Annotated in this window: 20 protein-coding genes; all 20 read left to right on the top strand. The window is 38.5% G+C overall.

Annotated elements, in window-relative coordinates; translation table 11 throughout:
* The first annotated feature begins 24 nt into the window (after positions 1-24).
* The 20 genes from ACQKN2_RS10385 (at position 25) to ACQKN2_RS10290 (ending at position 26049) form a co-directional block, all read left to right on the top strand.
* Complete coding sequence (locus tag ACQKN2_RS10385) at positions 25-1062, top strand: aspartate-semialdehyde dehydrogenase (protein ID WP_427414915.1); 1038 nt, start codon at positions 25-27, stop codon at positions 1060-1062.
* 13 nt (positions 1063-1075) lie between these two features.
* Positions 1076-1993 (top strand): 4-hydroxy-tetrahydrodipicolinate synthase, encoded by a 918-nt coding sequence (gene dapA / locus ACQKN2_RS10380; protein WP_427414914.1) that lies wholly within the window; start codon positions 1076-1078, stop codon positions 1991-1993.
* 683 nt (positions 1994-2676) lie between these two features.
* Complete coding sequence (locus ACQKN2_RS10375; protein WP_427414913.1) at positions 2677-4344, top strand: ribonuclease J; 1668 nt, start codon at positions 2677-2679, stop codon at positions 4342-4344.
* Between the two features lie 401 nt (positions 4345-4745).
* Positions 4746-7034, top strand: a complete 2289-nt coding sequence (locus ACQKN2_RS10370; protein WP_427414912.1) for a DNA translocase FtsK — start codon at positions 4746-4748, stop codon at positions 7032-7034.
* 185 nt (positions 7035-7219) lie between these two features.
* The gene (locus tag ACQKN2_RS10365) at positions 7220-7948 is read left to right on the top strand and encodes a GntR family transcriptional regulator (RefSeq protein WP_323645083.1); all 729 of its coding nucleotides are present in this window, start codon (positions 7220-7222) and stop codon (positions 7946-7948) included.
* 53 nt (positions 7949-8001) lie between these two features.
* Complete coding sequence (locus ACQKN2_RS10360) at positions 8002-9090, top strand: BMP family lipoprotein (RefSeq protein ID WP_427414911.1); 1089 nt, start codon at positions 8002-8004, stop codon at positions 9088-9090.
* A gap of 616 nt (positions 9091-9706) precedes the next feature.
* On the top strand, positions 9707-11254 hold the full coding sequence (locus ACQKN2_RS10355; RefSeq protein ID WP_427414910.1) for an ABC transporter ATP-binding protein: 1548 nt from the start codon (positions 9707-9709) through the stop codon (positions 11252-11254).
* Complete coding sequence (locus ACQKN2_RS10350) at positions 11254-12300, top strand: ABC transporter permease (RefSeq protein WP_323645080.1); 1047 nt, start codon at positions 11254-11256, stop codon at positions 12298-12300. Before ACQKN2_RS10355 ends, ACQKN2_RS10350 begins: the two co-directional genes overlap by 1 nt.
* A 1-nt stretch (position 12301) precedes the next feature.
* Entirely contained in the window at positions 12302-13261 is a 960-nt protein-coding gene (locus ACQKN2_RS10345) for an ABC transporter permease (RefSeq protein ID WP_427414909.1), read from the top strand.
* A gap of 261 nt (positions 13262-13522) precedes the next feature.
* Positions 13523-14794: an EF-P 5-aminopentanol modification-associated protein YfmF gene (yfmF, locus tag ACQKN2_RS10340; RefSeq protein ID WP_427414908.1), complete on the top strand. Its 1272-nt coding sequence runs from the start codon at positions 13523-13525 to the stop codon at positions 14792-14794.
* The gene (gene yfmH, locus ACQKN2_RS10335; RefSeq protein WP_427414907.1) at positions 14791-16092 is read left to right on the top strand and encodes an EF-P 5-aminopentanol modification-associated protein YfmH; all 1302 of its coding nucleotides are present in this window, start codon (positions 14791-14793) and stop codon (positions 16090-16092) included. The genes yfmF and yfmH overlap by 4 nt, the downstream gene beginning before the upstream one ends.
* Positions 16089-16817 (top strand): elongation factor P 5-aminopentanone reductase, encoded by a 729-nt coding sequence (gene ymfI, locus ACQKN2_RS10330; protein ID WP_427414906.1) that lies wholly within the window; start codon positions 16089-16091, stop codon positions 16815-16817. Before yfmH ends, ymfI begins: the two co-directional genes overlap by 4 nt.
* A 45-nt stretch (positions 16818-16862) precedes the next feature.
* Positions 16863-17120: a DUF3243 domain-containing protein gene (locus tag ACQKN2_RS10325; protein WP_427414905.1), complete on the top strand. Its 258-nt coding sequence runs from the start codon at positions 16863-16865 to the stop codon at positions 17118-17120.
* A gap of 227 nt (positions 17121-17347) precedes the next feature.
* A complete protein-coding gene (locus ACQKN2_RS10320) occupies positions 17348-18130 on the top strand; it encodes a DUF3388 domain-containing protein (RefSeq protein WP_427414904.1) in 783 nt (260 codons plus the stop codon).
* 35 nt (positions 18131-18165) lie between these two features.
* Positions 18166-19080, top strand: a complete 915-nt coding sequence (locus ACQKN2_RS10315; protein WP_427414903.1) for a helix-turn-helix domain-containing protein — start codon at positions 18166-18168, stop codon at positions 19078-19080.
* Between the two features lie 50 nt (positions 19081-19130).
* Complete coding sequence (gene pgsA, locus ACQKN2_RS10310) at positions 19131-19709, top strand: CDP-diacylglycerol--glycerol-3-phosphate 3-phosphatidyltransferase (protein WP_323645074.1); 579 nt, start codon at positions 19131-19133, stop codon at positions 19707-19709.
* A gap of 17 nt (positions 19710-19726) precedes the next feature.
* On the top strand, positions 19727-20986 hold the full coding sequence (locus tag ACQKN2_RS10305) for a competence/damage-inducible protein A (RefSeq protein WP_427414902.1): 1260 nt from the start codon (positions 19727-19729) through the stop codon (positions 20984-20986).
* A 432-nt stretch (positions 20987-21418) separates the two neighbouring features.
* The gene (recA, locus tag ACQKN2_RS10300; protein WP_427414901.1) at positions 21419-22486 is read left to right on the top strand and encodes a recombinase RecA; all 1068 of its coding nucleotides are present in this window, start codon (positions 21419-21421) and stop codon (positions 22484-22486) included.
* 1010 nt (positions 22487-23496) lie between these two features.
* Positions 23497-25056, top strand: coding sequence for a ribonuclease Y (gene rny / locus ACQKN2_RS10295; RefSeq protein ID WP_427414900.1), 1560 nt, complete (start codon positions 23497-23499; stop codon positions 25054-25056).
* A 219-nt stretch (positions 25057-25275) separates the two neighbouring features.
* On the top strand, positions 25276-26049 hold the full coding sequence (locus ACQKN2_RS10290) for a tyrosine-protein phosphatase (RefSeq protein WP_427414899.1): 774 nt from the start codon (positions 25276-25278) through the stop codon (positions 26047-26049).
* The last annotated feature ends 64 nt before the right edge of the window (positions 26050-26113 follow it).

The raw sequence follows: 26113 nt of genomic DNA, 5'->3' as shown, positions 1-26113 counted from the left end.
GTATTCAAGGAGAGTCGATGACAGATGACAAAGCAGTTAACAGTTGCTGTAGTTGGAGCAACAGGGGCAGTAGGCACAAAAATGATGGAACAACTAATTAAACGAGAGTTTCCAATTGGAGATATTAAGTTTTTAGCTTCGGCACGTTCAGCAGGAAAACCAATCGAATTTAATGGGAAGACATATACAATTGAAGAAGCGACACCTGAAGCTTTTGAAGGCGTCAATGTCGCTTTATTCTCGGCTGGTGGTTCGGTATCAGCGGTGCTAGCGCCAGAAGCGGCAAAACGCGGTGCAGTAGTGATCGATAACACGAGCCATTTCCGCATGGATCCAGAGGTACCATTAGTTGTTCCTGAAGTAAATCGTGGTGATCTTGCTAAGCATAAGGGGATTATTGCAAATCCAAACTGCTCTACGATTCAAATGATGGCTGCACTTGAACCTATTCGTCATGCATTCGGTTTAACAAAAATTATTGTATCAACATATCAAGCGGTTTCAGGTGCAGGTATTTCTGCTATTCAGGAATTAAAGGCACAAAGTGCAAATTGGGATGCAGGTAAGGATGTAGAAGCAAATATTTTACCTTCTGGTAGCGACAAACGTCATTATCCAATCGCTCGTAATGTCATTCCACAAATTGATAAATTTACAGACAATGGCTTTACATATGAAGAAATGAAAATGATTAATGAAACGAAGAAAATTATGCATGCACCAGAGCTAAAAGTAGCCGCAACTTGTGTTCGCGTACCAGTCGTTTCGGGACACTCTGAATCTGTTTATCTTGAAGTAGAAAAAGAAGCAACGGTACAGGAGATTTTTGAAGTATTACGCAATGCGCCTGGTGTCGTATTACAAGATGATATAGCAACACAAACTTACCCAATGCCTATCTATGCAGAAGGGGAAAATGCTACTTTTGTAGGGCGTATCCGTCAAGATTTAGACAATAAAAAAGGATTCCACTTATGGATCGTTTCTGACAATCTTTTGAAAGGCGCTGCATTAAACTCTATTCAAATTGCTGAAGCAATGCTAGAGGATAACTTACTATAAGAGGGGTGTAAGGATGAATTTAGGTCGAATTGGGACGGCGATGATTACGCCGTTCAAAGAAGATGGCACGATTAATTATCCAGAACTAGAACGTATTATTAATCATTTGATTAATAATGGTACAGATTGTATTGTCGCATGTGGCACAACCTCTGAAAACCCAACTATGTCCACAGAAGAAAAAATTGAAGTTGTACGCTTTACAGTAGAAAAAGTGGCAGGTCGTGTACCGGTTATTGCAGGTACAGGAGATAACGAAACTGCTTACTCTATAGCAATGACGCACAAGGCTGAAGAAAATGGTGCAGACGGTATCATGCTTGTAGCACCATATTATAATAAGCCAAATCAACGCGGTATTTTTGCGCATTTTGAAACGATTGCAAAAGAAACAAGTTTACCTGTCATGCTTTATAACGTGCCAGGACGTACAGGCGTCAATGTTGCCTATGAAACTTCTGTTGCTTTAAGTAAAATTTCTAATATTGCATGGATAAAAGAAGCAAGTGGCAATTTAGATCAAATGGGCGATGTTATTGAGAATGTTGATTCAGATGATGATTTCTTAGTGTATAGTGGGGATGATGGTTTAACACTTCCACTACTAGCAATCGGCGGAGCAGGAATTATTTCAGTTGCTGCCCATGTTGTTGGGAATGATATGCAATTAATGATTAAAGCGTTTGAAGAAGGAAATCACGAGCTAGCAGCCAAAATTCACCGAGCATTATTACCACTTGTACGTGCGCTGTTTGCACAGCCAAACCCATCGCCTGTAAAATACGCGATGACCAAATTAGGCTTTGATACACTTAATGTTCGTCTGCCAATGATGGAAATGACAGATGAAGAAAAAGCAAACTTTGACCGAATTTGGGATACGTATCAAGAAAAAGCGAGAAGCTTTAGAGAAGTAAGTACCTTTAGTTAATTTGTAATTGAGACTAATGAATAGTAAATCCTCAGACCGTAAACAAACTAGAGATTTTATAGTTTGTTTATGGTCTTTTTTCTTTTGTAAGAAATATATAAGACCGTACTCTCCACTATCCGGATATTGGAAGTTGAATCAGTTTAAGTGCAAGAAAAACATTACAAGAATGAATTGGCGATATATTACCACTTCCGAAATTTTTCCTCGCTTTAAAAAAGATAAAAAATAAGACCTTTCGCGATGCCACATCTTCATTCTACCTTCCATCTCAGGTATGTTGATTAGGAAAAAATAGGTTTATTATTGAACGATAAACGGATGTTTTGTTGCTATTTTGCTAATATATGCCCATTTTTAACTGATTGTAGCGTAGGGCTACTCGACTCCCGCGGGAAAGCGAGACAGACGAGACCCTGCACGGAGCGCAGCGGAGGAAGCGGCTCGACGCTCGCCCGCAGGAAAGCGAGTAGCCCGTAGCGGAAATCAGAGCACTCTAATTAATTAGAGTAGATAAAAATGGTTAATCAACACACCTACTTTCCATCTATTAGTAATAAAATTAACAATAAATTTCTGTTTCTATCATGAAAGATGCATTTTTAATTTGTGCAAAAGCTTTGCAAACCGTATAATAAATCTTAAGTGGTTGCTGTTCGGGATATTTTTTAGGAGGAAGTAAATTGACAAAAAAGAAAAATGAATTAATTCGTATCATCCCACTTGGTGGCGTGGGCGAAATTGGGAAAGCAATGTACGTAGTAGAAATTGACGAAGAGCTTTTTGTAGTGGATAGCGGGTTGATGTTCCCAGAAGACGAAATGCTGGGCATTGATATTGTAATTCCAGATATTACGTATTTAGAAGAAAATAAAGAGCGTGTGAAAGGAATTTTCTTAACACATGGTCATGAAGATGCAATTGGCTCAATTGCTTATGTATTACAAAAAGTGAAAGCGCCAGTGTACGGATCAAAATTAACAATTGCACTTGCAAAGGAACATTTAAAGGAATTGCCTGCACCACATCAGGTAAAATTCTTTGAGGTTACGAACCGTAGTCGTATGAATTTTAACTCAACGTATGTGACATTCTTCCATACAACACATAGTATTCCCGATTCGTTAGGGGTAGTGTTCCATACATCTGAAGGAGCAATTGTTCATACGGGTGAGTTTAAGTTCGATCAATCAGCGACAGGTAAATTTAAGCCTGATTTAGCAAAAATGGCTCAGCTTGGAGAAGACGGCGTATTTATGCTGCTATCTGAGTCGAGTGAAGCTGAGCGACCAGGTTATACGACATCTGAGATTGTGATTGAAGAGCAATTATCAAAAACATTCCATTCAGCACCAGGTCGTATTTTAGTTGCTGTTTATGCATCGAATTTTATTCGTATACAGCAAGTGTTGACACAAGCTCAAAAGTCGTTCCGTAAAGTAGTCATTGTAGGAAAACCTTTAGAAAAAGCTGTAGATTTAGGTGCACAGCTAGGTTACTTAACGGTAGAAGAAGATACAATCATCCCTATCTCAGAAATGCAAAAGTATCAAGATGATGAGATTATTATTATTGCTACAGGTAATAAAGGGGAGCCACTTGATGCATTAGAGAAAATTGTTCGCAAACATCACCGAGACATTAAAATTAAAAAAGACGATACAGTATTAATTACGTTTACACCGTCTCCTGGTATGGAAGTACAGATGGCTAATACAATGAATTCTATCGCAAAAGCAGGTGCTGAAATTCTCACATCTAGCAAAAATGTACATGTATCGGGTCATGGTAGCCAAGAAGATTTAAAGCTAATGCTAAACTTAATGCAACCAAAGTACTTTATCCCAGTGCAAGGTGAGTACCGTATGCTTATTGCTCACTCTAAGCTTGCTCAACAGCTAGGTATGCAAAAATCACAAATTTTTATCGCCGATAAAGGGGATATTGTAGAATATAAAAATGGTAAAATGCGAATGAGTGGCCGTGTACAAGCTGGTAATGTTTTAATAGACGGTATCGGTGTTGGTGATGTAGGGAACATAGTACTTCGCGATCGTAAGTTATTATCGCAGGATGGTATTTTCATTGTTGTCGTAACATTAAACCGTGCTCAAAAGAAAATTGCATCTGGTCCAGAAATTTTATCACGTGGTTTCGTCTATGTACGCGAATCAGAAGCATTAATGGTGGAAGCTTCTGATATTGCTAAAAATGTTATTGAAAAATACGTTGGTAAAGATACATTTGAATGGACAAATATTAAACAAGAAATTCGAGATACACTGAATACGTATTTATTCCAAAAAACGAAGCGCCGCCCAATGATTATCCCAATCATTATGGAATATTAAAAATGAAAGATCATCGTTAAATGAAAAAGGATTTTCTAGCCGAATGTGAACGGTGGAAAATCCTTTTTTTCACTCAATCTCAAAAGTTGGGAATGATATATGTTATGTATATAAAGTTGATTGAAGTGGAGGTTGGTCGACTCCTTGGGGATCAGCACTAGCGGAACGAAGGCTAAAAGCATCACATCCTGTGATAACGCCTTCGTGACCAACATCGTGTTGGCCCGACGCCCCCAGGAAGCTCTGCTCTGCGCGAAAGCGAAGCGTCAGCAACAAAGCGCCCAGCCGGAACGGAGATCAACCACACGTTATGGTGATGAGTCTTATTTTTGAAAGAATCAAGTTCTACATGTTATTATTCGCTACATATAAAGAATGGATTACAAAAGAAGGTGAAATAGATGGCGACTAGTAAAAAAAGAAAAGTCACGAAAGCAAAAACGACGACAGAAAAAAAAGAAATGCATCCGCTTATGTATGAAATTTTAGGTCTTATCTTAATTGCATTTGCGGTTATTATGATTTTTGAATATGGCATGATTGGCCGTTTTCTACAAACAATCACAATGTTTCTTTTAGGAAATTTACATTTTGCTGTGCCGTTTATGCTTATATTTGTTGCGTCGTTACTAATGATTGGGCGGAAAAAAATAAGCATTTATGATCGTCTCATATTAGGTATGCTCCTAATTGTTATGAGTTTAACAATTTTTAGTCATGGCATTTTGTTTGAACAATTATCAAAATCGGGTGGATTATTATCTGACTCTGTTTTGCGAGAATCTTGGCGAATTTTAATTAATTCTGAGGGTGTCATCCATCGAAGTAATGCACTTGGCGGCGGAATGGTTGGTGCACTGTTATTTAGTGCTCTACATGTTTTATTTGAGGCAGCAGGTGCGAAGGTCGTTGCATGGGTTATTTTCTTTATCGGATTAATTTTAGTAACAGGAAAGGCACTTGTTCCATATTTAGCGAAAAAAATGCCCGACCTTTTCGGTAAATGGCGAAAGAAACATCGTGATAAGAAAAAGAGTATGCCGAAAAAACCTACTAATCGCCGTTCAAAAGTAGAAAGCAAGGATGAAATTGCGGCTGTCGATCAGGAGCCTGAGGTACAAGAGGAAGAAGAGATTTCTCATGAACCAATCATCTCTGCCTTTACTCAAAATGTGTCTCATGAACGAGAAGCATTTGCAACAGCCGAAAATGAAGACATTGAACATGGAGAGATTGTTGATGATGTCCATATTGAAGGCGCAGATGCTGTGGAAAATGCAGATTACCAACTGCCGTCTTATAATCTATTACAATTACCACCACAGCATGACCAAAGTGGTGAATATTCTGTTATACAAGCAAATGCGAAAAAGCTAGAGCAAACTTTGCAAAGCTTTGGTGTAAAGGCAAAAGTAACGCAAGTTCATTTAGGCCCAGCTGTAACAAAATATGAAATATTACCAGATGTAGGTGTGAAAGTAAGTAAAATTGTTAACTTACAGGATGATCTTGCCTTAGCACTTGCTGCGAAGGATATTCGTATGGAAGCACCTATTCCTGGGAAGTCAGCGATTGGCATTGAAGTACCAAATAGTGAGGTAGCTATTGTTACACTTCGGGAAGTGTTAGAGTCTAAGGATGGTGCAAAGCCAGAAGCATTATTGCAAGTTGCATTTGGTCGTGATATTACTGGACAAGCAGTACTTGCTGAGCTCAATAGAATGCCACATTTACTTGTTGCGGGTTCGACGGGTAGTGGGAAAAGTGTGTGTATAAACGGTATAGTCGTATCAATCCTAATGCGTACAAAACCACATGAGGTTAAGCTGATGATGATTGACCCGAAAATGGTGGAGTTAAATGTTTATAACGGTATTCCTCATCTACTGGCACCAGTTGTTACGGATGCACGTAAAGCGTCTCAGGCGCTGAAAAAAGTTGTGTCAGAAATGGAACGTCGCTACGATCTATTTTCTCATACTGGTACTCGTAATATCGAAGGCTACAATGGTCATGTGCAAAAGGTCAATGAGCAAACAGATGAAAAACATCCGAAATTACCTTATATTGTAGTAATTGTAGACGAGTTAGCGGACTTAATGATGGTTGCTTCAAGTGATGTAGAGGATTCTATTACACGTTTAGCTCAAATGGCACGTGCAGCAGGGATTCATTTAATAATTGCAACTCAACGACCAAGTGTAGATGTGTTGACAGGTGTTATTAAAGCAAATATTCCTTCGCGCATTGCCTTTGCAGTGTCGTCAGCAATCGACTCTAGAACGATATTAGATATGGGTGGAGCAGAGCGTTTACTCGGTCGAGGAGATATGCTGTTTTTACCTGCGGGTGCATCTAAACCAAAACGTGTGCAAGGTGCCTTTTTATCAGATCAAGAAGTTGAGTCAGTTGTTAACTTTGTTATAGAACAGCAAAAGGCACAATATCAGGAGGAAATGATTCCGACCGAAGAAGACACAATTTTAGAGGAAACGGATGAATTATTTGATGAGGCTGTACAGTTAGTTGTTAGTATGCAGACGGCCTCTGTTTCGATGTTGCAACGCCGCTTCCGCATCGGTTATTCGAGAGCTGCTCGTATTGTCGATCAAATGGAACAACGCGGTATTGTCGGGCCTCCAGAGGGTAGTAAGCCTCGACAAGTGCTCATTCATCAATACGATAATTAGTGCTAAAATAACGTCAAAAAATTGAACAATATTGTCTACATTGAGTAGGCCTAAATTCATTTCAAAAATCGGAAAATTACACTAAGGTATAATTGATTTAAGTCTACAAAAATGTTATATTTATGAACGATTAGTAGGAATGTTGTACATCAGATGTCTGATCTCTGATTTTGGTGGTGATATATGTGACTATAAAAGCAGATCATCGTCATCTCTATCTTCAAGTAATTGATCGTTTAAAGTCTGACATTGAAAAGGGCGTTTTTAAAGAAAATGAAAAACTGCCTTCAGAGTTTGAATTATCAAAATCACTAGGAGTCAGTCGAGCAACGCTTAGAGAAGCGCTACGACTGTTGGAAGAGGAAAATGTGATTGTGCGTCGACATGGGGTGGGCACATTTGTAAACCCTAAGCCGTTGTTTACATCAGGCATCGAGCATTTATCGAGCATTTCTTCCATGATCGAGGCAGCAGGCATGGAGCCCGGTTCTCGCTTTTTAAAGGCGACGGAAAGCATACCTGCTGAGGAAGATTTTAAACGCTTCCAATGTGATGGCGAAGATAAAATACTCACAATTGAACGTGTCAGAACAGCGGATGGTGAGCCGGTAGTTTACTGCATAGACAGATTACCAGCAAGCTTCCTGCCAACTGACTTTGTAGAAAAAAAAGAAGTTTCACTTTTCTCTGCACTTGAACAATCCGGTAAAATTCATGTTGCCTACGCTGTTACTTATATTGATCCAATCGGGTATCATGAGCAAGCTTCACCGATTTTAAATTGCGGACGTGAAACAGCTCTTTTAGTATTAAAGCAGTTACATTACGATGATCATGATCAAGTAGTGCTGTATTCAAAAAATTATTTCCGAGCTGATAAATTCAGCTTCCATGTAGTTCGTAAAAGGGTGTAGAACATTTCTAATATTTTTCCTGCTAATTACAATACCTTTGGGGGGTTAATCAAATGAAAAAACGTAAATTTGGCTTAGTATTATCATCAGTTTTAGCTGCAAGTGCAATCTTAGGTGCATGTGGTACGAAAGAGGAAGATAAATCTAAAAAAGAAAATGAAAACGCTTCAACGGACGAAAGTAACAAAGGTGATGTGTTTTCAGTAGCAATGGTAACTGACGTAGGTGGCGTAGATGATAAATCATTCAACCAATCTGCTTGGGAAGGTGTTCAAGCTTACGGTAAAGAACATAACCTAAAAAAAGGTGATGGTGGTTTCGACTACTTACAATCAAAATCAGATGCAGACTATGATTCAAATTTAAACGCGTTATTACGTCGTGACTTTAACTTAATCTATGGTATTGGTTTCATGATGGAAGATTCAGTTGCTGCAGTAGCTGAAGAAAATCCAGATAACAAATTCGCAATCATTGACGCTGAAGTAAAAGCGGACAACGTAGTATCTGTACTGTTCAAAGAGCAAGAAGGTGCTTACTTAGCTGGTGTAGCGGCTGCGAAAATGTCTAAATCAGGTAAAATCGGTTTCGTAGGTGGCGTAGATATTCCAGTTATCAACCGCTTCGAGGCTGGATTTGTTGAAGGTGCAAAAGCTGTAAATCCAAAAATCGAAATTACATCAAAATATACTGCTGCATTCGATAAAGCGGACCTTGGTAAAGTTACTGCAAACAGCATGTACTCTTCAGGTGTAGATGTAATCTTCCACGCTGCTGGTGCAACTGGAAACGGTGTATTCTCTGAGGCAAAAGAACGTAAGAAAAAAGATCCTAATGCAAACATTTGGGTAATCGGAGTAGACGCTGACCAATATGAAGAAGGTAAAGTAGACGATAAAACAAATGTCACTTTAACTTCTATGTTAAAAGGTGTTAACACAGCAGTTGTAGATATTTCTAATAAAGCGAAAAAAGGTGAATTCCCAGGTGGCAAAACGCTTACTTATGGTTTAGCTGAAGACGGCGTGAAGCTTGCGGATTCTCGTGGTGCAATCCCAGAAGATGTACTAAAGGTTATTGAAGAATATAAAGAAAAAATTGCTAAAGGTGAAATTAAAGTCCCAGAAAAAGTAGGGAAATAATTCGTCTTTTGATCATCATAAGGGACTTTTTTTGAAGACCCTTATGATGATTTTTCAATCTATCGTTATATTTTGATTATTTGCAATACTCTATTCGACTATATTTAATTACTATAGAGGTAGTAATTTTTCTATGAGTTTATCGTAAGAATAGTAATGATGGTAACAAGTTAATAGAAGAAAGGTTTCTAACGATGACCTTTCCTGTATTAATTTATCTTCATTTAGAAAAATATCTACCTCTATTCGTGGGACAAGATAGGCGTAAATTTTTTGTTAGTAGGGTACTTAATGCCCAATGAACGAAGATAGAATCTCTGGCTGAAGTCGTTGTTGTGCGATGTGATAAATGAGCAACAGGGATTATGGCAAGTATTTAGATTCGTTTATTTTTGTCTAAAAACAAATCTAAATAACGGTTTCAAAAACTGGACGTATTGTTTATCTGTGCGAAAGCGGAGTGTTAACGAAGCGTCAGCAATAAATGTTTTTTTGAGCGAAAGCGCAGTGCAACGTAGCGACAGCTACAAAATGTGTTCTGTGGCGAAAGCGAAGCGACAGCCACAATTACGTTAAGGCGAAATTGATAAAAGTGCCTATTAAGGGAGTGACAAAATTGGAATACGTGATTGAAATGCTCGGAATCCGAAAAGAGTTCGGTAATTTCGTGGCGAATAATAACATCACCCTCCAACTGAAAAAAGGCGAAATCCATGCACTACTAGGCGAAAATGGTGCAGGTAAATCGACTTTAATGAACGTCCTTTTTGGTTTGTATCAACCAGAGGGTGGCGAAATTCGAGTTCGTGGGAAGGCTGTTAAAATTACAAACCCGAATGTGGCCAATGATTTAGGAATTGGTATGGTCCATCAACATTTTATGTTAGTGGAAAATTTCACAGTGACAGAGAACATTATTTTAGGTACTGAACCAACAAAAATGGGGATTGTTAACATTAAAGATGCGGCTAAGAAAGTACAAGCACTTTCTGAAAAATATGGTTTAGATGTTGATCCATATGCCAAAATCGAGGATATTACTGTGGGGATGCAACAGCGTGTTGAAATTTTAAAAACACTATACCGCGGTGCAGAAATTTTAATCTTTGATGAACCAACTGCATCTTTAACACCACAGGAAATTACAGAGCTTATTCAAATAATGCGCCGCTTAATTGAAGAGGGCAAATCTATTATTTTAATTACCCATAAACTAAAAGAAATTATGGAAGTCTCTGACCGTGTGACAATTATTCGCAAAGGTGAAGGGATTGGAACAGTTAACACTGCTGAAACAAATCCTAACCAATTAGCTGAAATGATGGTTGGTCGCCAAGTCGAATTTAAAACCGAAAAAACAGCAGCAAAACCAACTGATGAAGTACTTGCAATCGATAATTTAGTTGTTACAGACTACCGTAATATCGATAAGGTAAAAGGCCTGAACTTAAAAGTACGTAAAGGTGAAATTGTTGGTATTGCAGGTATCGATGGTAACGGACAATCTGAGTTAATCGAAGCCATCACTGGTTTACGCAAAATAAAGAGTGGTACTGTTACATTAAATGGCAAAGATATTACAAATATGAAGCCTCGGAAAATTACTGAGGAAGGCGTTGGACATATTCCGCAAGATCGCCATAAGCATGGGCTAGTATTAGATTTCCCGATTGGTCATAATATCGCACTACAAACATATTACCAATCACCAATTGCTAAGGGCTTTGTTATGGACTACAAGAAAGTGTCTGAAAAAGCACGCCAAATCATTGAAGAATATGATGTGCGTACTGGTAATGGTGAAATGACACCAGCACGTGCCCTTTCAGGTGGTAACCAGCAAAAAGCGATTATCGGTCGTGAAGTTGATCGTAATCCAGACTTATTGATTGCTGCACTACCAACACGTGGTCTTGATGTAGGGGCAATTGAGTTTATCCACTCTCGCCTTATTGAGCAACGTGATAAAGGAAAAGCAGTACTGTTAATTTCATTTGAATTAGATGAAGTCATGAATGTTTCGGATCGTATTGCCGTTATTTATGACGGTGAAATTGTGGATGAGTTAAATCCAAAAGAAACGACAGAACAAGAGCTAGGCTTATTAATGGCAGGACAAGATAGTAAAAATAAAACGAATGGTGCGAAGGAGGGGAACGACTAATGTCAAATCGTGTCATTAATATTCTCGTTCCTATCATCTCTATCATTATCGGTTTAATTGTAGGAGCTATCGTAATGGTAGTTAGCGGCTATGACCCAGTACAAGGTTATATCGCACTTTGGACAGGTATTTTTGGAGATTCATATTCTATTGGGAACACAATCCGTCAAATAACACCGTACTTATTGGCGGGTCTTGCGGTAGCATTTGCCTTCCGCACAGGTTTATTTAACATTGGTGTTGAAGGTCAGTTAATTTTAGGTTGGCTAGCAGCCGCGTGGGTAGGTTATGCGTTTGAACTACCTAAAATTATTCACTTACCATTAGCATTACTTGCGGCAGCAGCTGCAGGTGCATTTTGGGCCTTTATTGCAGGTTTCTTAAAAGCGAAATTTAAAGTTCACGAAGTTATAGCGACAATTATGTTAAACTATACTGCGCTTTATATTGCCAATGCAGTGATTAAAAAATTGTCTGACGGTGGCTTTAAAACAGAACGCGTTCATGAATCAGCTACTTTACGTTCTCCGTTTTTAAGAGAGCTTACAGACAATTCAAGTCTTCACTATGGCATCATTGTTGCACTGTTAATGGTTATAGTTATGTGGTTCATTTTAGAAAAAACAACACGTGGATATGAGCTTAAAGCGGTAGGCTTTAATAAGCATGCTGCAGATTATGCTGGTATGAGCGTCAATAAAAACATTATTTTAGCTATGACGATTTCAGGTATGTTCGCGGGCCTTGGTGGTGCTATGGAGGCATTAGGTACTTTCCAAAACGCTTCTATTAAACCAGGCTTTACAGGTATTGGTTTCGATGGTATCGCCGTTGCCTTGCTTGGTGCAAATACGCCATTAGGGGTTGTATTCGGGGCTTCTTTATTCGGCTCACTTAAATACGGAGCATTAAATATGCCAAATGCTGCGGGTATTCCCGAGGAAATCGTATCTATTATTATTGCGTTAATTATTTTCTTCGTAGCATCAGGCTACATTATTCGAGTAGCATTGCAAAAGTTGAGCAAGAAAAAGGAGGGACAATAACATGAGCTTTTTAGAAATGTTATATTTCATCATCCCTTCTGCAATTTTCTTCGCAACACCTTTAATTTTTACGGCAATCGGTGGTGTGTTCTCTGAGCGATCTGGTGTTGTTAATATCGGACTAGAAGGTTTAATGATTGTTGGTGCATTTGTTGGTATTTATGTCAATTTAGAATTTGCTTCAACATTTGGTGCAGCAACAATTTGGGTGGCTATGCTGGCAGCTGTCATTGCTGGAGGAATCTTCTCACTTCTCCACGCTGTTGCTTCAATTTCTTTCCGTGCCGATCAAACGGTATCAGGGGTTGCAATTAATTTATTAGGTTTAGCGGTAACAGTATTCTTAGTAAAAATGATTTATGGTAAAGGTCAAACAGATATGATTACCCAACCAATAACTCGTTTCGAAATCCCTTATTTACAGGATATTCCGTTCTTTGGTCCATTATTATTCCGTGATGTTTATAGTACGTCAATTTTAGCTTTTGCAGTAGCTATTGGGGCATGGTTTATCATTTATAAAACGCCATTCGGTTTACGTTTGCGCGCTGTCGGTGAACATCCAATGGCTGCAGATACGATGGGTGTAAATGTTAATAGAATGCGTTATATTGCTGTTGTCATCTCTGGGGCATTAGGTGGTCTTGGTGGTGCAGTGTACGCGCAATCAATTACAAGCGATTTCTCACATGCAACAATTGCGGGTCAAGGCTTTATGGCCATTGCTGCAATGATTTTTGGGAAATGGCATCCGATCGGTGCATTAGGTGCAGCTTTATTCTTTGGGGTAGCACAAACGTTAAGTGTTGCAGGAAGCACAATTCCTTACGTTCAAGACATTCCTGCTGTATACTTACAAATTTTACCGTATGTATTAACAATCCTTGCATTAGCAGGATTTATCGGTAAAGCAAATGCACCAAAAGCTAGTGGTCAACCTTATATTAAGGGGAAACGCTAAAAAACAAACAGATAATTGTTTACACAAAAGACTGGGCGAAAATGCTCAGTCTTTTTCCTTGTACATATCTCAAGTGTTTGGGAAAATAATGGTTGGAGGTTGATCTTTATTTGCTAGTATGAACAGGTTCATCCATTAGCCAAATGCAATTTCACACTTTTCATATACATACTTTGGATTCTTTTTGCAATTATAGACAATAGCCATGTATAGTATGTGTAGTACTTTGTTATATTAAGAAAGATAAGGAGGGTTCTATATATGTTTAAAACAATCCCTTTAGCAAAAGGTGTCAATTTGCATATCCGACAAACGACCCAATTTAAAACTGTAAATTTTTCAATTAAATGGAGAAGAGTATTAACGGCTACAAGTGCGTCTGAACGCACAGTGTTAACAAATGTATTGCAACACAGCAATGCTAAATATAAGACAACAGCTGCATTCCGAGGTTTCTTGGATGATTTGTATGGCACAGTGCTATATTTTGATACATCCAAACGTGGTAATGAGCATACAGTACTGATGAATGTAGAAGCCGTTAACGATCATTATTTGGCAAATACAAATGTTTTAAATGAGGCACTTGGTTTATTGCACACAGCAATCTTTGAACCGAATTTAGAAAACGGTGTATTTAAGGAATCGATTGTGGAGCGTGAAAAGAAAACAGTCATTCAGCGTATCGAGTCCATTTTTGACGATAAATCTCGATTTGCACAACAACGAATTCAACAGATTTTACGTCCAAATGAACCGGCCTCTATTTCTGCTAACGGAACTATTGAGGACATTCAAAAAATTACCCCTGCCTCATTGTTTGAAGCATATCAATCCATGCTTGCTAACGATAAAATAGACATTTATGTCGCAGGTGATATAAATGAAGACGAAATCGTGACGCAACTGAAAAAAGCGCTACCATTTAATGATCGTACACCTGAAGAAATCCCTGCTGTGCTTCCGCAACAGCATCCACAAAATGATTATGTACGTGAACAACAAGAAATGAAGCAAGGAAAGCTGCATATTGGCTTTAGTACACCAGTACGATTTGGTGACCCTGATTTCGCCAAAATGCAAATTTTTAACGGCGTATTCGGCGGCTATCCTCATGCAAAATTATTTATGAATGTTCGTGAAAAGGAAAGTTTAGCTTACTATGCGTCTAGCTCCTATGCATCACATTATGGCTTAGTCTTTGTTGTATCTGGGATTGAACCAAAGAATGAAGAGAAAGCACTATCCCTAATTAAGGAACAAATTGCTGTCATGCAAGCAGGCGACATTACAGATTTAGAATTAGAGCAAACAAAGGCAATGCTGACGAATCAGCTTAAAGAGTCATTGGATTCTGCTCGAGGACAAATAGAAATTTTTGACCAATATAAAGATTTACCCGAGGAATTCTCAGTTGAAGCTTGGGCAACTAAATGGAAAGCTGTAACGAAAGAAGATATTGTTGAAATGGCGAAGCAAATCCAGTTAGAAGCGGTCTATTTCTTATGTGGAAAGGAGCAAGCCACACAATGAAAACAATTGAATTCAAACAATTAGATGAAACATTGTATTATGAAAAATTAGAGAATGGCTTAGATGTCTATATTTTACCGAAAAAAGGCTTTTCTAAAACATATGTGACGTTCACTACTAAGTACGGTTCTGTTGATCGTACATTTGTGCCACTTGGAAACAAGGAAAGTATTACAGTTCCAGATGGCATTGCTCACTTTTTAGAGCATAAAATGTTTGAAAAAGAAGATGGGGATGTATTCCAAAAGTTTAGTGAATTCGGCGCTTCAGCCAATGCCTTTACTTCATTTACACGTACGGCATATTTATTTTCTTCGACGGACAATATTTATAAAAGCACAGAAACATTATTAAATTTTGTGCAAGAGCCTTACTTTACAGAAGCAACTGTGAATAAGGAGAAGGGCATTATTGGTCAAGAAATTACGATGTACGATGATCAGCCAGATTGGCGCCTATATTTTGGAACGATCGAAAATATGTATCATAATCACCCGGTAAAAATTGATATCGCTGGTACAATCGAGACAATTGATGGCATTACTGCGGACCACTTATATACGTGCTACAATACGTTTTATCATCCGTCCAATATGTTATTGTTTGTTATTGGTGCAGTAGATCCTAATGAAATGATGACGTTTATTCGTGACAATCAAGGTAAAAAAGAATTCCCTGAACAAACACCAATACAACGCTTCTTTGATAAAGAGCCGACTGAGGTTGCTATCAAAGAGCGCGAGTTGCATATGGATGTACAAAAGCCAAAGGTTTATATCGGCTTAAAAGCAAAAGAAACAAATCTTTCTGGCCGTGACATGTTAAAACATGAGCTGTCTGTTCAAATTGCGCTTGAACTTATTTTTGGACGCACATCTGAATTTTATGAGCGCATCTATGAAGATGGCTTAATTGATGAAACGTATGCATTTGATTTCACGTTAGAAAATGGCTTTGGTTTTGCTATGATTGGCTCGGATTCTACAGATCCGGCTGCATTAGAGAAAGCTATTAAGGAAGAATTAGCGAAGTATGATGGAGATGCACAATTTGAAAGTGCCGATTTAGAACGAGTGAAACGTAAAAAAATAGGTTTCTTCCTACGTGCGCTGAACTCTATTGAATTTATCGCCAACCAATTTACACGTTATTCGTTTAATGAGATGAATTTATTCGATGTTGTGCCTGTTCTAGAAGAACTAACGATTGAGGATTTGAAAAAGGCATTTTCTTCAGTTCAAGGTGAATCTCAACAAACTGTCTTTAAAATTTTACCTACAGTGAAGGGCGAACAGTGAAAAAGTTTGTCCTCGTGTTAGGTGCATCGGGTGAGATTGGTCGTGCTATTTGTCAGAGTCTGGCAGAAGACGGCTGGTCCATCTACATACACTTTTCAAACAATGAAAAAGCAGCACAGGCTTTATACCACTCTCTTTCAGAAAACTTCCCTGCACAGGAATTTATGCTTGTACAGGGAGATTTTTCACAAGCATCCGGGGCACAATTGCTTGCATCACAAATATTTAATGTGCAAGCGATTGTCTTTGCAAGTGGTCAGGCGCATTATTCTCTACTTGAAGATACTACGGTGGAGGACATGGATGCATTATGGCGTGTCCATGTGCAAAATCCAATGCGTCTGACGGCCTTGCTGTCATCAAAGCTTCGTGCTCACGATGTTAGCTATGTACTTTTTATCGGTTCGATTTGGGGAGAGGCGGGATCAGCTGGTGAAACTCTTTACGCCGCAGTGAAGGGTGCCCAACATGCTTTTGTGAAGTCATATGCGAAAGAAGCGGCACTGTCACGTATTCGTGTTAATGCCATTGCACCTGGCTTTATTAATACTTCGATGAACAGTCATTTAAGTGAAGAGGAGCTTGACTATATTTTAGAGGACATTCCGCTAGGTATAGTTGGACAAACAACGGATGTTGCTAAAATGGTGCGCTTCTACCTTTCTGGAAATGCAGATTATGTAACGGGACAAGTAATTCGATTAAATGGTGGCTGGTACATATAATGTTCTTTTTTGCACATACTACATGTGTAAAGGAGGAGGAACAATATGACTATCTTAGAGAACTGGCATAAATGGACATCGTTTTTAGGTCAAAACGTTATGCGAGCAGAATCAAGCGGTATGCCATCGCAAATGATTCAACAAGCTGCTGTACAAATTGGAGAATATTTGGCGACAAATGTCGATCCTAAAAATGAACAAGAGCGAGTGTTGTCGGATTTATGGGGCGTTGCCTCTGAAGAGGAAAAACACGCATTGGCGAATTGTGTCGTTAAACTTGTACAAAATAAACCTGTACAGTAAAAAAAGAGGAGAGCTATCTCCTCTTTTTTTCATGATAAAAAAGCAATTTTTACATAGAAAAGGGAACGTATGTAAGCCTATTTAGTACGTTCAAAAAAAAAATAGTAAGTTTTTAAAAATAACGCCATAATTCCATGTATTCTAACTTTCCATTACATAAAAAATCAGCTATGATGGAACTTATAAGAGATTTTGTACGTTAACTAATAGGAAGGGAACGAGTGTGTTTGAGCGATTGGTACTTTGAATATGAAATTCAGGTGAATCGCCCTGGATTATTAGGAGATATTGCTTCACTTTTAGGGATGCTTCGTGTCAATATTATTTCAATAAATGGTGTCGATGAGGATCGACGTGGTATGTTAGTGCATACAGACAACGATGAGACAATTGAGCGTTTTCGTACAATTGTTTCGACAATGGAACATATTAACGTGACCAAATTTCGACAACCTAAACTCCGTGATCGTTTAGCCATAAGGCACGGTCATTATATTCCACGAGATGCAGATGAAAAAAATACCTTCCGCTTCGTACGAGATGAACTTGGTATTTTAGTTGACTTTATGGCTGAGCTCTTTAAGAAAGAAGGGCATAAGCTCATAGGAATACGTGGAATGCCTCGTGTTGGAAAAACTGAATCGATTGTAGCGGCTAGTGTATGTGCCAATAAAAAATGGATTTTTTTATCATCTACAATGATTAAGCAAACTGTTCGCAATAAACTCGCTGGTGATGAATTCAGTGACAATAATATTTTCATATTAGATGGCATTGTAACACGTCGTTCATCAGATGAGAGGCATTTGCAACTAGTACGTGAAATGATGAATATGCCTTCCATAAAGGTCGTCGAGCATCCAGACATGTTTGTTCAGCATTCAGAATATAGGATAGAGGATTTTGATTATATCATTGAATTACGTCATCACCCAGATGAAGAAATTACGTATGAGATAATAGAAAAAAACCATATGTTGTCTGAATCCAATTCATTTGGAGGATTTTAGTTTAGGATTTAATTTTTAAATTGATGTTAAAGTAGGTGTTTTTAGTGGCAGAATTAGGGACTCGACTGAAAGAGGCGAGACTGTCTAAAGGCTACAGTTTAGACGATTTACAAGAAATAACGAAAATACAAAAGCGTTATTTAATAGGTATTGAAGAGGGCAATTATTCGATTATGCCTGGTTCGTTTTATGTACGAGCTTTTATTAAGCAATATGCCGACGCTGTTGGTTTGAACGCAGAGGAAATTTTAGAAACGTATAAAAGTGAGCTACCAGGTACTTCAAACAATCAAGTAAGTCAAGCGATGACGAATAGCCCAAGTAGAAGAAAAGTTTCAAAAGGCCCTTCAACTAAAATGATGGAGGCAATGCCGAAAATAATCGTTGGTTTATTTATCATTGTCATTATTGTAGTAATTTGGGTGCTCGCGCAGTCTAAAAATAGTGCAGTACCGAATGTTGAAGAGAAGACTCCAGAAATGGAATACGATTCAAAAGTAAAACCAATAGATACAGAAAAAGAAAAAGATAATAAAAAGGCTCAAACAAAAGACAAGCAAGAGTCAACAGATTCAAAAGATTCAGCAAAGGAAACACCTGACGAAAAACAAACTGAAGACGGTAAGCAATCGATTTCAGCGGGGACTGTTGAAGCGGATGGTGCTACAACTTCTTATACGTTAACAGGTGCAGATACAGTTAAAATACGTATCGAAGTATCAGGTCCTACATTTATCGGTATTCGAAACCAACAGCAACAAGAAATACTAACTGATACTCGTGTATATAATGCAGGAGAAGTGGTAGAATTCGACGCAACATCTCAAAATTACGCACGTATTCGCTTAGGTAATTCAACGCAAGCCAAGGTATACATTAATGACGAGCCTTTAACGTATGCACAGCAAGCAGTAACGCAAAACATCGTCATCAATTTCAATAAAGAATAGTAGTCATCTAATGATGACTACTTTCTTTCATCATGAAAGGTGTTAGAAAAATGAACATTCCAAATAAAATTACCATCTCTCGAATATTACTTATTCCGTTCTTTGTCATTGTTATGATGTTTGATTTTGGCTGGGGAACAATGTCACTATTCGGTGCGGATATGCCTGTTCATCACTTTGTAGGTGCACTCATTTTTATTTTTGCTTCAGCGACTGATTGGGTGGATGGTTATTACGCACGTAAGTATAATCTTGTGACAACATTTGGTAAGTTTTTAGACCCACTTGCTGACAAATTGCTCGTTTCTGCAGCTTTTATTTTAATGGTAGAGCTAGATATGGCGAGTGCTTGGATAATTATTATCATTATTAGCCGTGAGTTTGCAGTAACTGGCCTTCGTTTAATATTGGCAGGTGAAGGAGAAGTTGTTGCGGCAAACCAACTTGGTAAAATTAAAACGTGGGCCCAAATTGTGGCCATCGGAGCGGCACTTTTACACAATACAATCTTTACACTTATTGGTATTCCATTTGATACAATTATGCTATATATTGCATTGTTCTTTACACTATGGTCTGGATGGGATTACTTCTATCTAAATCGACGTGCCTTACTTGACTCTAAATAAGAGAGGTCTTGAGGATCATGAATGCTGAAATTCTTGCGGTTGGCTCAGAGTTATTGCTTGGTCAGATTTCGAACACAAATGCAAGATTTATTTCTAGTCAGTTGTCTGAATTGGGGATAAATGTGTATTATCACACGGTTGTTGGAGATAATGCACAACGTTTAGAAGAAGCTATTTCCATTGCAGAGACTCGTGCTGATTTAATCATTTTTTCTGGGGGGCTTGGGCCTACAAAGGATGATTTAACAAAGGAAACGATTGCTCGTCATCTTGACATTGCTCTCGAATTTGATGATAGCGCACTGGCTAATATTGAGCAGTTTTTTGCAAAACGAGGACGTCTAATGACAGACAATAATCGTAAACAGGCTTTAATAGTAGCAGGTAGTGAGGTGCTTGCAAATCATCACGGTATGGCACCAGGTATGATAGTAACAAAAGATGGTCGTACGTATATGTTGCTTCCAGGGCCACCTAAAGAGCTTGAGCCAATGTTCCAGTTTGAAGCAAAGCCCAAACTCGGTGCGATGTTAAATGCTGGAGGGGTTATACTATCGCATGTTATGCGTTTTTATGGCATTGGAGAGGCAGAGCTTGAAGTACGAGTCCAAGATATTTTAGATTCGCAAACAAACCCAACTGTTGCGCCACTTGCTTCTGACGGCGAAGTTACACTGCGTGTGACTGCCAAGGCAGAAACGGAACAAGAAGCGCAACAGCTTATTGCCGCAAAGGTAACAGAGATCCAAGCGCTTGTAGGGGACTATCAATACGGTATAGATGATGATTCTCTAGCCTCTAAAACAGTAGAAATGTTACTAGATAATAAGCTATCAATTTCTGCGGCTGAAAGTTTAACAGCGGGATTATTTCAGTCAGAGCTTGCGGAAATACCAGGTGTAGGGGATGCCCTTGTTGGTGGCGTTGTTACGTACACAGAAGAGGCTAAGATAAAACAGCTCGGTATTTCTAAAGAATTATTAACTACACATGGGATTGTAAGCAGTGAATGTGCAGCGGCTATGGCTAGCGCTGTACGTAAAAAATTTGATACAGATATTGGTATTGGATTAACAGGTGCAGCAGGTCCTACAGCCCATGATCATCAACCAGTGGGAACGGTTTGGATTGGTATCGCAATTGGTGATGAGAAACCGATCACGTATTTACTTCATTTATCGGGCATGCGTAATACAAATCGACTTCGTGCGGCGAAATTTACTTGTCATTATTTAATGCAGCTTTTGGAAGAAAGAGGCTTTAAAAAACGTTATTAAATATTAGACGTGTTGATAGGTAAATATAGGTCTATTATTGGCTGATAAAAGGATTTTTTGTTGATATTTTGCTAATGTATAACCATTTTAACTGATTGTAGCGTAGGGCTACTCGACTCCCGCGGGAAAGCGAGACAGGCGAGACCCTGCACGAAGCGTAGCGAAGGAAGCGGCTCGACGCTCGCCCGCAGGAAAGCGAGTAGCCCGTAGCGGAAATCAGAGCCTTCTAATTAATTGAAGTGGATAAAAATGGTTAATGAACATGCTTGATTAAATATCGTTAAAATAGAAATTTGGGTAATGGAAAGTTACCCAAATTTTTATTTTGAAGAAAAACGAATAAACGTTCGCTTTTTTCTTGCGTCTTCTCTCAAAAACAAGTATAGTAGAGATAGAGAAAAACAGTGAACAGTTTTCGAAGGAGGAAAATGAATGAGTGATCGTAAAGCAGCCTTAGAACAGGCGTTAAAACAAATTGAAAAGAATTTTGGCAAAGGTTCCATCATGAAACTTGGCGAAAAGACTGATTTAGAAATTGCTACATCTTCAAGTGGTTCGCTAGCACTTGATGCTGCATTAGGTATAGGTGGTTATCCACGTGGACGTATTATTGAAGTATACGGTCCTGAATCATCAGGTAAAACAACGGTTGCTCTTCATGCCATTGCAGAGGTGCAGGCAAATGGCGGACAAGCAGCGTTTATCGATGCTGAGCATGCGTTAGATCCAATATATGCACAAAAATTAGGTGTCAATATTGATGAGCTTCTATTATCTCAACCAGATACAGGAGAACAAGCGCTTGAAATCGCTGAGGCATTAGTACGTAGTGGCGCTATCGATATTATCGTTATAGACTCAGTAGCAGCATTAGTTCCGAAAGCGGAAATCGAAGGAGATATGGGTGATTCGCATGTTGGTTTACAAGCGCGTTTAATGTCTCAGGCTTTACGTAAGCTTTCAGGTGCGATCAATAAATCGAAAACGATTGCTATTTTCATTAACCAAATTCGTGAAAAAATCGGTGTCATGTTCGGAAACCCAGAAACAACACCTGGTGGTCGTGCACTTAAATTCTATAGCTCCGTTCGCTTAGAAGTACGTCGTGCAGAAGCTATTAAACAAGGTAATGACATTATGGGTAACCGTACAAAAATTAAAATTGTGAAAAACAAAGTAGCGCCACCATTCCGTACAGCTGAAGTTGATATTATGTACGGTGAAGGAATTTCAAAAGAGGGCGAAACAGTCGATTTAGGTGTTGAACTAGACATCGTTCAAAAAAGCGGTTCTTGGTATGCTTATGGTGATGAGCGTCTAGGTCAAGGTCGTGAAAATGCTAAACAGTATTTAAAAGAAAATCCAGCAGTGCTTGACGACATCGCAGATAAAATCCGTGCTTCTTACGGTATTGCATCATCATCTTACACAATTGCTGCGCATAGTGATGAAGAAGAAATGGATGAGGAATTAAAGCTTCTTCTTGAAGATGAAAAATAATATAAATGCATTGTTCCCACTCTTTATAGTGAGAGCAATGCATTTTTTTATTTACACATACTGGGGAATGTGGTTTTATAATATTTATTAGGATATCCATTTATGTAGCTCATCAAATTGATATAAGTTGATCTTTTTCCGACGGGGCGACTCCTTGGGGATCAGTAATAGAAGTACGAAGGCTAAAACCATCACATCCTGTGATAACGCCTTCGTTACCAACATCGGTGCTGTTGCTTCGCTTTCGCGCAAAAAACATCTGTTGGCCCGAGATCCTGCAGCGCATGCTAAGCGACGGCTAAAAACATTACGTCCTGTGATAACGCCTTCGTGACCAACATCATGGTTGCCCCGATAACCCCAGGAAAGCGCCTGGACGGAACGAAAAATCAACCACATATAATGTGATGAGCTATCTATTTTTCTTCCCGAAACATTTGAAGTAGAATCGGGAGTTTAAAGCTTTCATAGTTTTGTGAAAATAATTCCTAAGTACTGCTTCTGCGAAATAATGTTAAAAGTTAAAATAAGCGTAAGTGTAAAAAGTAATAGGTAATTAATTCTCTTAATGGATATGACTGACTTTTTTTCTTGAGAGGGCGAACAGATGCCTGACTATCCTTGACAGAGTTTGAGGCTAGCTATACAATTAAATATGTATAATTTCTGAATTATGACTTTAAATAGGCAGTACATTCTGACTTCATTTATAAAGGCTTTTGAAGACCTATTAAATGAAGATGAAGCCTCTGGCAGATGCCAAGGATTTTGAAAGAAATGAATAATAAGATGTTAGCCATAGATCTTCGCATCCTGCAAAAACGGCTAATGTATCTGCTTCGGTAAAAACGCCACTTCCTGTGATTTTACCGAATGTCAGACATCGTGTCTGCACCTTGTGCAGAATTAAACATGATTTAAAATCCGAGATGCAATTATTATGCCAAGGCGAAATTGATGTATGCGCCGACTGAAACTGTAATACCCAAATAGCAAGAGGAGGTGTTCATATGGATGGAATTACTATCATCTCCGCTTTGCTTGGACTCATCGTTGGTGCCGCTGTTAGCTATATCTATATGAAAAAAGTGAATGACTCAAAAATCACTGGTGCTAAACATGTCGCTGAAACTATCGTTGAAGAAGGAAAACGAGAAGCGGAGGCATTGAAGAAAGAAGCACTACTTGAGGCCAAAGATGAAACTCACAAATTTCGTACTGAAGCAGAAAATGACATTCGTGAACGTCGTTCAGAACTTCAGAAACAAGAGAACCGTTTATTGCAAAGAGAAGAGAATCTTGATCGCAAAGATGATGCTCTAAATAAGAGAGAAGCAAGCTTAGAGCGTAAAGAACAAGCCCTAAGCGAAAGACAACAGCATATTGAACAGATGGAAAGCAAAGTGGACGAGCTCGTTGCCTTGCAAAAATCAGAGCTAGAACGAATTTCTGCTTTAACTAGAGATGAAGCAAAAGCTATAATCTTAGGAGAAGTAGAAAAAGAGCTAACAACTGATATTGCTGTGATGACGAAGGAAGCTGAGACACGTGCGAAGGAAGAATCAGATAAAAAAGCACGTGAAATTTTATCATTGGCGCTGCAACGTTTTGCAGCAGATCATGTTGCTGAGACAACAGTATCTGTCGTGAACTTGCCAAATGATGAAATGAAAGGTCGTATTATTGGTCGTGAAGGTCGTAACATCCGAACTTTGGAAACGTTAACAGGTATAGATTTAATTATTGATGATACTCCAGAGGCGGTTATTTTATCAGGCTTTGATCCAATTCGTCGTGAAACGGCTCGACTTGCACTTGAAAAACTTGTACAGGATGGCCGCATTCACCCTGCTCGAATTGAGGAAATGGTGGAAAAAGCTCGTCGTGAGGTGGATGAACAAATCCGCGAAACAGGTGAGCAAACAACATTTGAAATTGGTATTCATAACTTACATCCAGATTTAATGAAGATTTTAGGCCGCATGAAATACCGTACAAGCTATGGACAAAACGTCCTGAAACATTCCATTGAGGTCGCATATTTAGCAGGTTTACTTGCTGCTGAACTTGGTGAAGATGTGGCGTTAGCTCGCCGTGCAGGCTTATTACACGATATTGGTAAGGCAATAGACCATGAAGTTGAAGGTAGCCATGTCGAAATCGGTGTGGAATTAGCAACAAAATACAAAGAACATCCGGTCGTTATAAACAGTATTGCTTCTCACCATGGTGATACAGAAGCAACATCTGTCATCGCGGTATTAGTGGCTGCAGCTGATGCGTTGTCAGCGGCTCGTCCAGGTGCTCGAAGTGAGACGCTTGAAAACTATATCCGTAGACTTGAAAAGTTAGAGGAAATTTCTGAAAGCTATGATGGTGTAGAAAAATCCTTTGCGATTCAGGCTGGTCGTGAAATTCGTATAATTGTACAACCTGAAAAAATTGATGACTTAGCTTCACATCGCTTAGCACGAGATATCCGTAAGCGAATTGAAGAAGAACTTGATTATCCAGGCCATATAAAAGTAACGGTTATTCGTGAAACACGTGCCGTAGAGTATGCGAAATAACAGATAATAATAGGAGCTCTGTGAGACTTAGATCTTGCAGAGCTTTTTTTGTGTCAAAAAATAAATGGAAAGAATCATTGGGAATTTCACTGAGCATATCATCTTTTTTAAAATCATTTCATAAAAATAGATATGGGAAAGCTTTATTATTCAATAAGTCTTATAACAGTTGCGATTCAAATAAATATTGCTGAGTAATTGAATAAAAAATAGAAAGTTGTGATACGTCTGATTGATATACACACACATATTTTATTCGATATAGATGATGGACCAAGAACAGAAGAAGAGTCACTACTGATGTTGAAACAAGCCGTAAAGGAGGGAATATCGGAGATAATATCAACTTCTCATGCCCTCAATCCTCATTTTGATGCTGATTATTCAACCGTACAAACAAAATTAAAACATTTACGTGAATTAATTGAACAAAATGATATACCGCTTACGCTACACAGCGGACATGAGATTCGATTAAACGATCAAATGGTGAATTTATTAAATCATAAACAACTACATGTTTTGGCAAATTCAAATTATGTACTTATAGAGTTACCTTCAAATATAGTTCCAACCTATACGAAGGATATGATTATCGCACTAAAGGCATCTGGTTATACACCGATCATTGCGCACCCTGAACGAAATCTTGCAATTGCTGAAAATCCTAGTAGGCTTGAGCCACTTATCCGCGAAGGAGCTTTTACTCAAATCACAGCAGGAAGTCTTGCAGGCCATTTTGGAAAGGCAATTCAAAAATTATCATATAATCTTGTACGGGCTAATTATGTCCACACATATGGCTCGGATGTACATAATTTAACGACAAGATCATATCATTTTCAAGAGGGACTTTATTATTTGGAAAAGAAAAAGGAATTAGATGCAATTGATATTTTACTAGAGAATAATTATAGGATTATTAACAATCAACCAATTAATATGTTAGAACTAGAGGAAATCAAGAGCAGTAAATGGTGGAAAATATATTAATGAAGGTTGATAAAAGTGGATATTGACATGTTAACTAATAGAAAACGGACATTAGAAATATTAC

This window comes from Lysinibacillus sp. NPDC093688, from assembly GCF_050280145.1.
Lineage (GTDB): Bacteria > Bacillota > Bacilli > Bacillales_A > Planococcaceae > Lysinibacillus > Lysinibacillus xylanilyticus_B.
The sequence above is the reverse complement of the archived record's forward strand: the minus strand, read 5'-3'. Positions and strand labels throughout refer to the sequence as shown.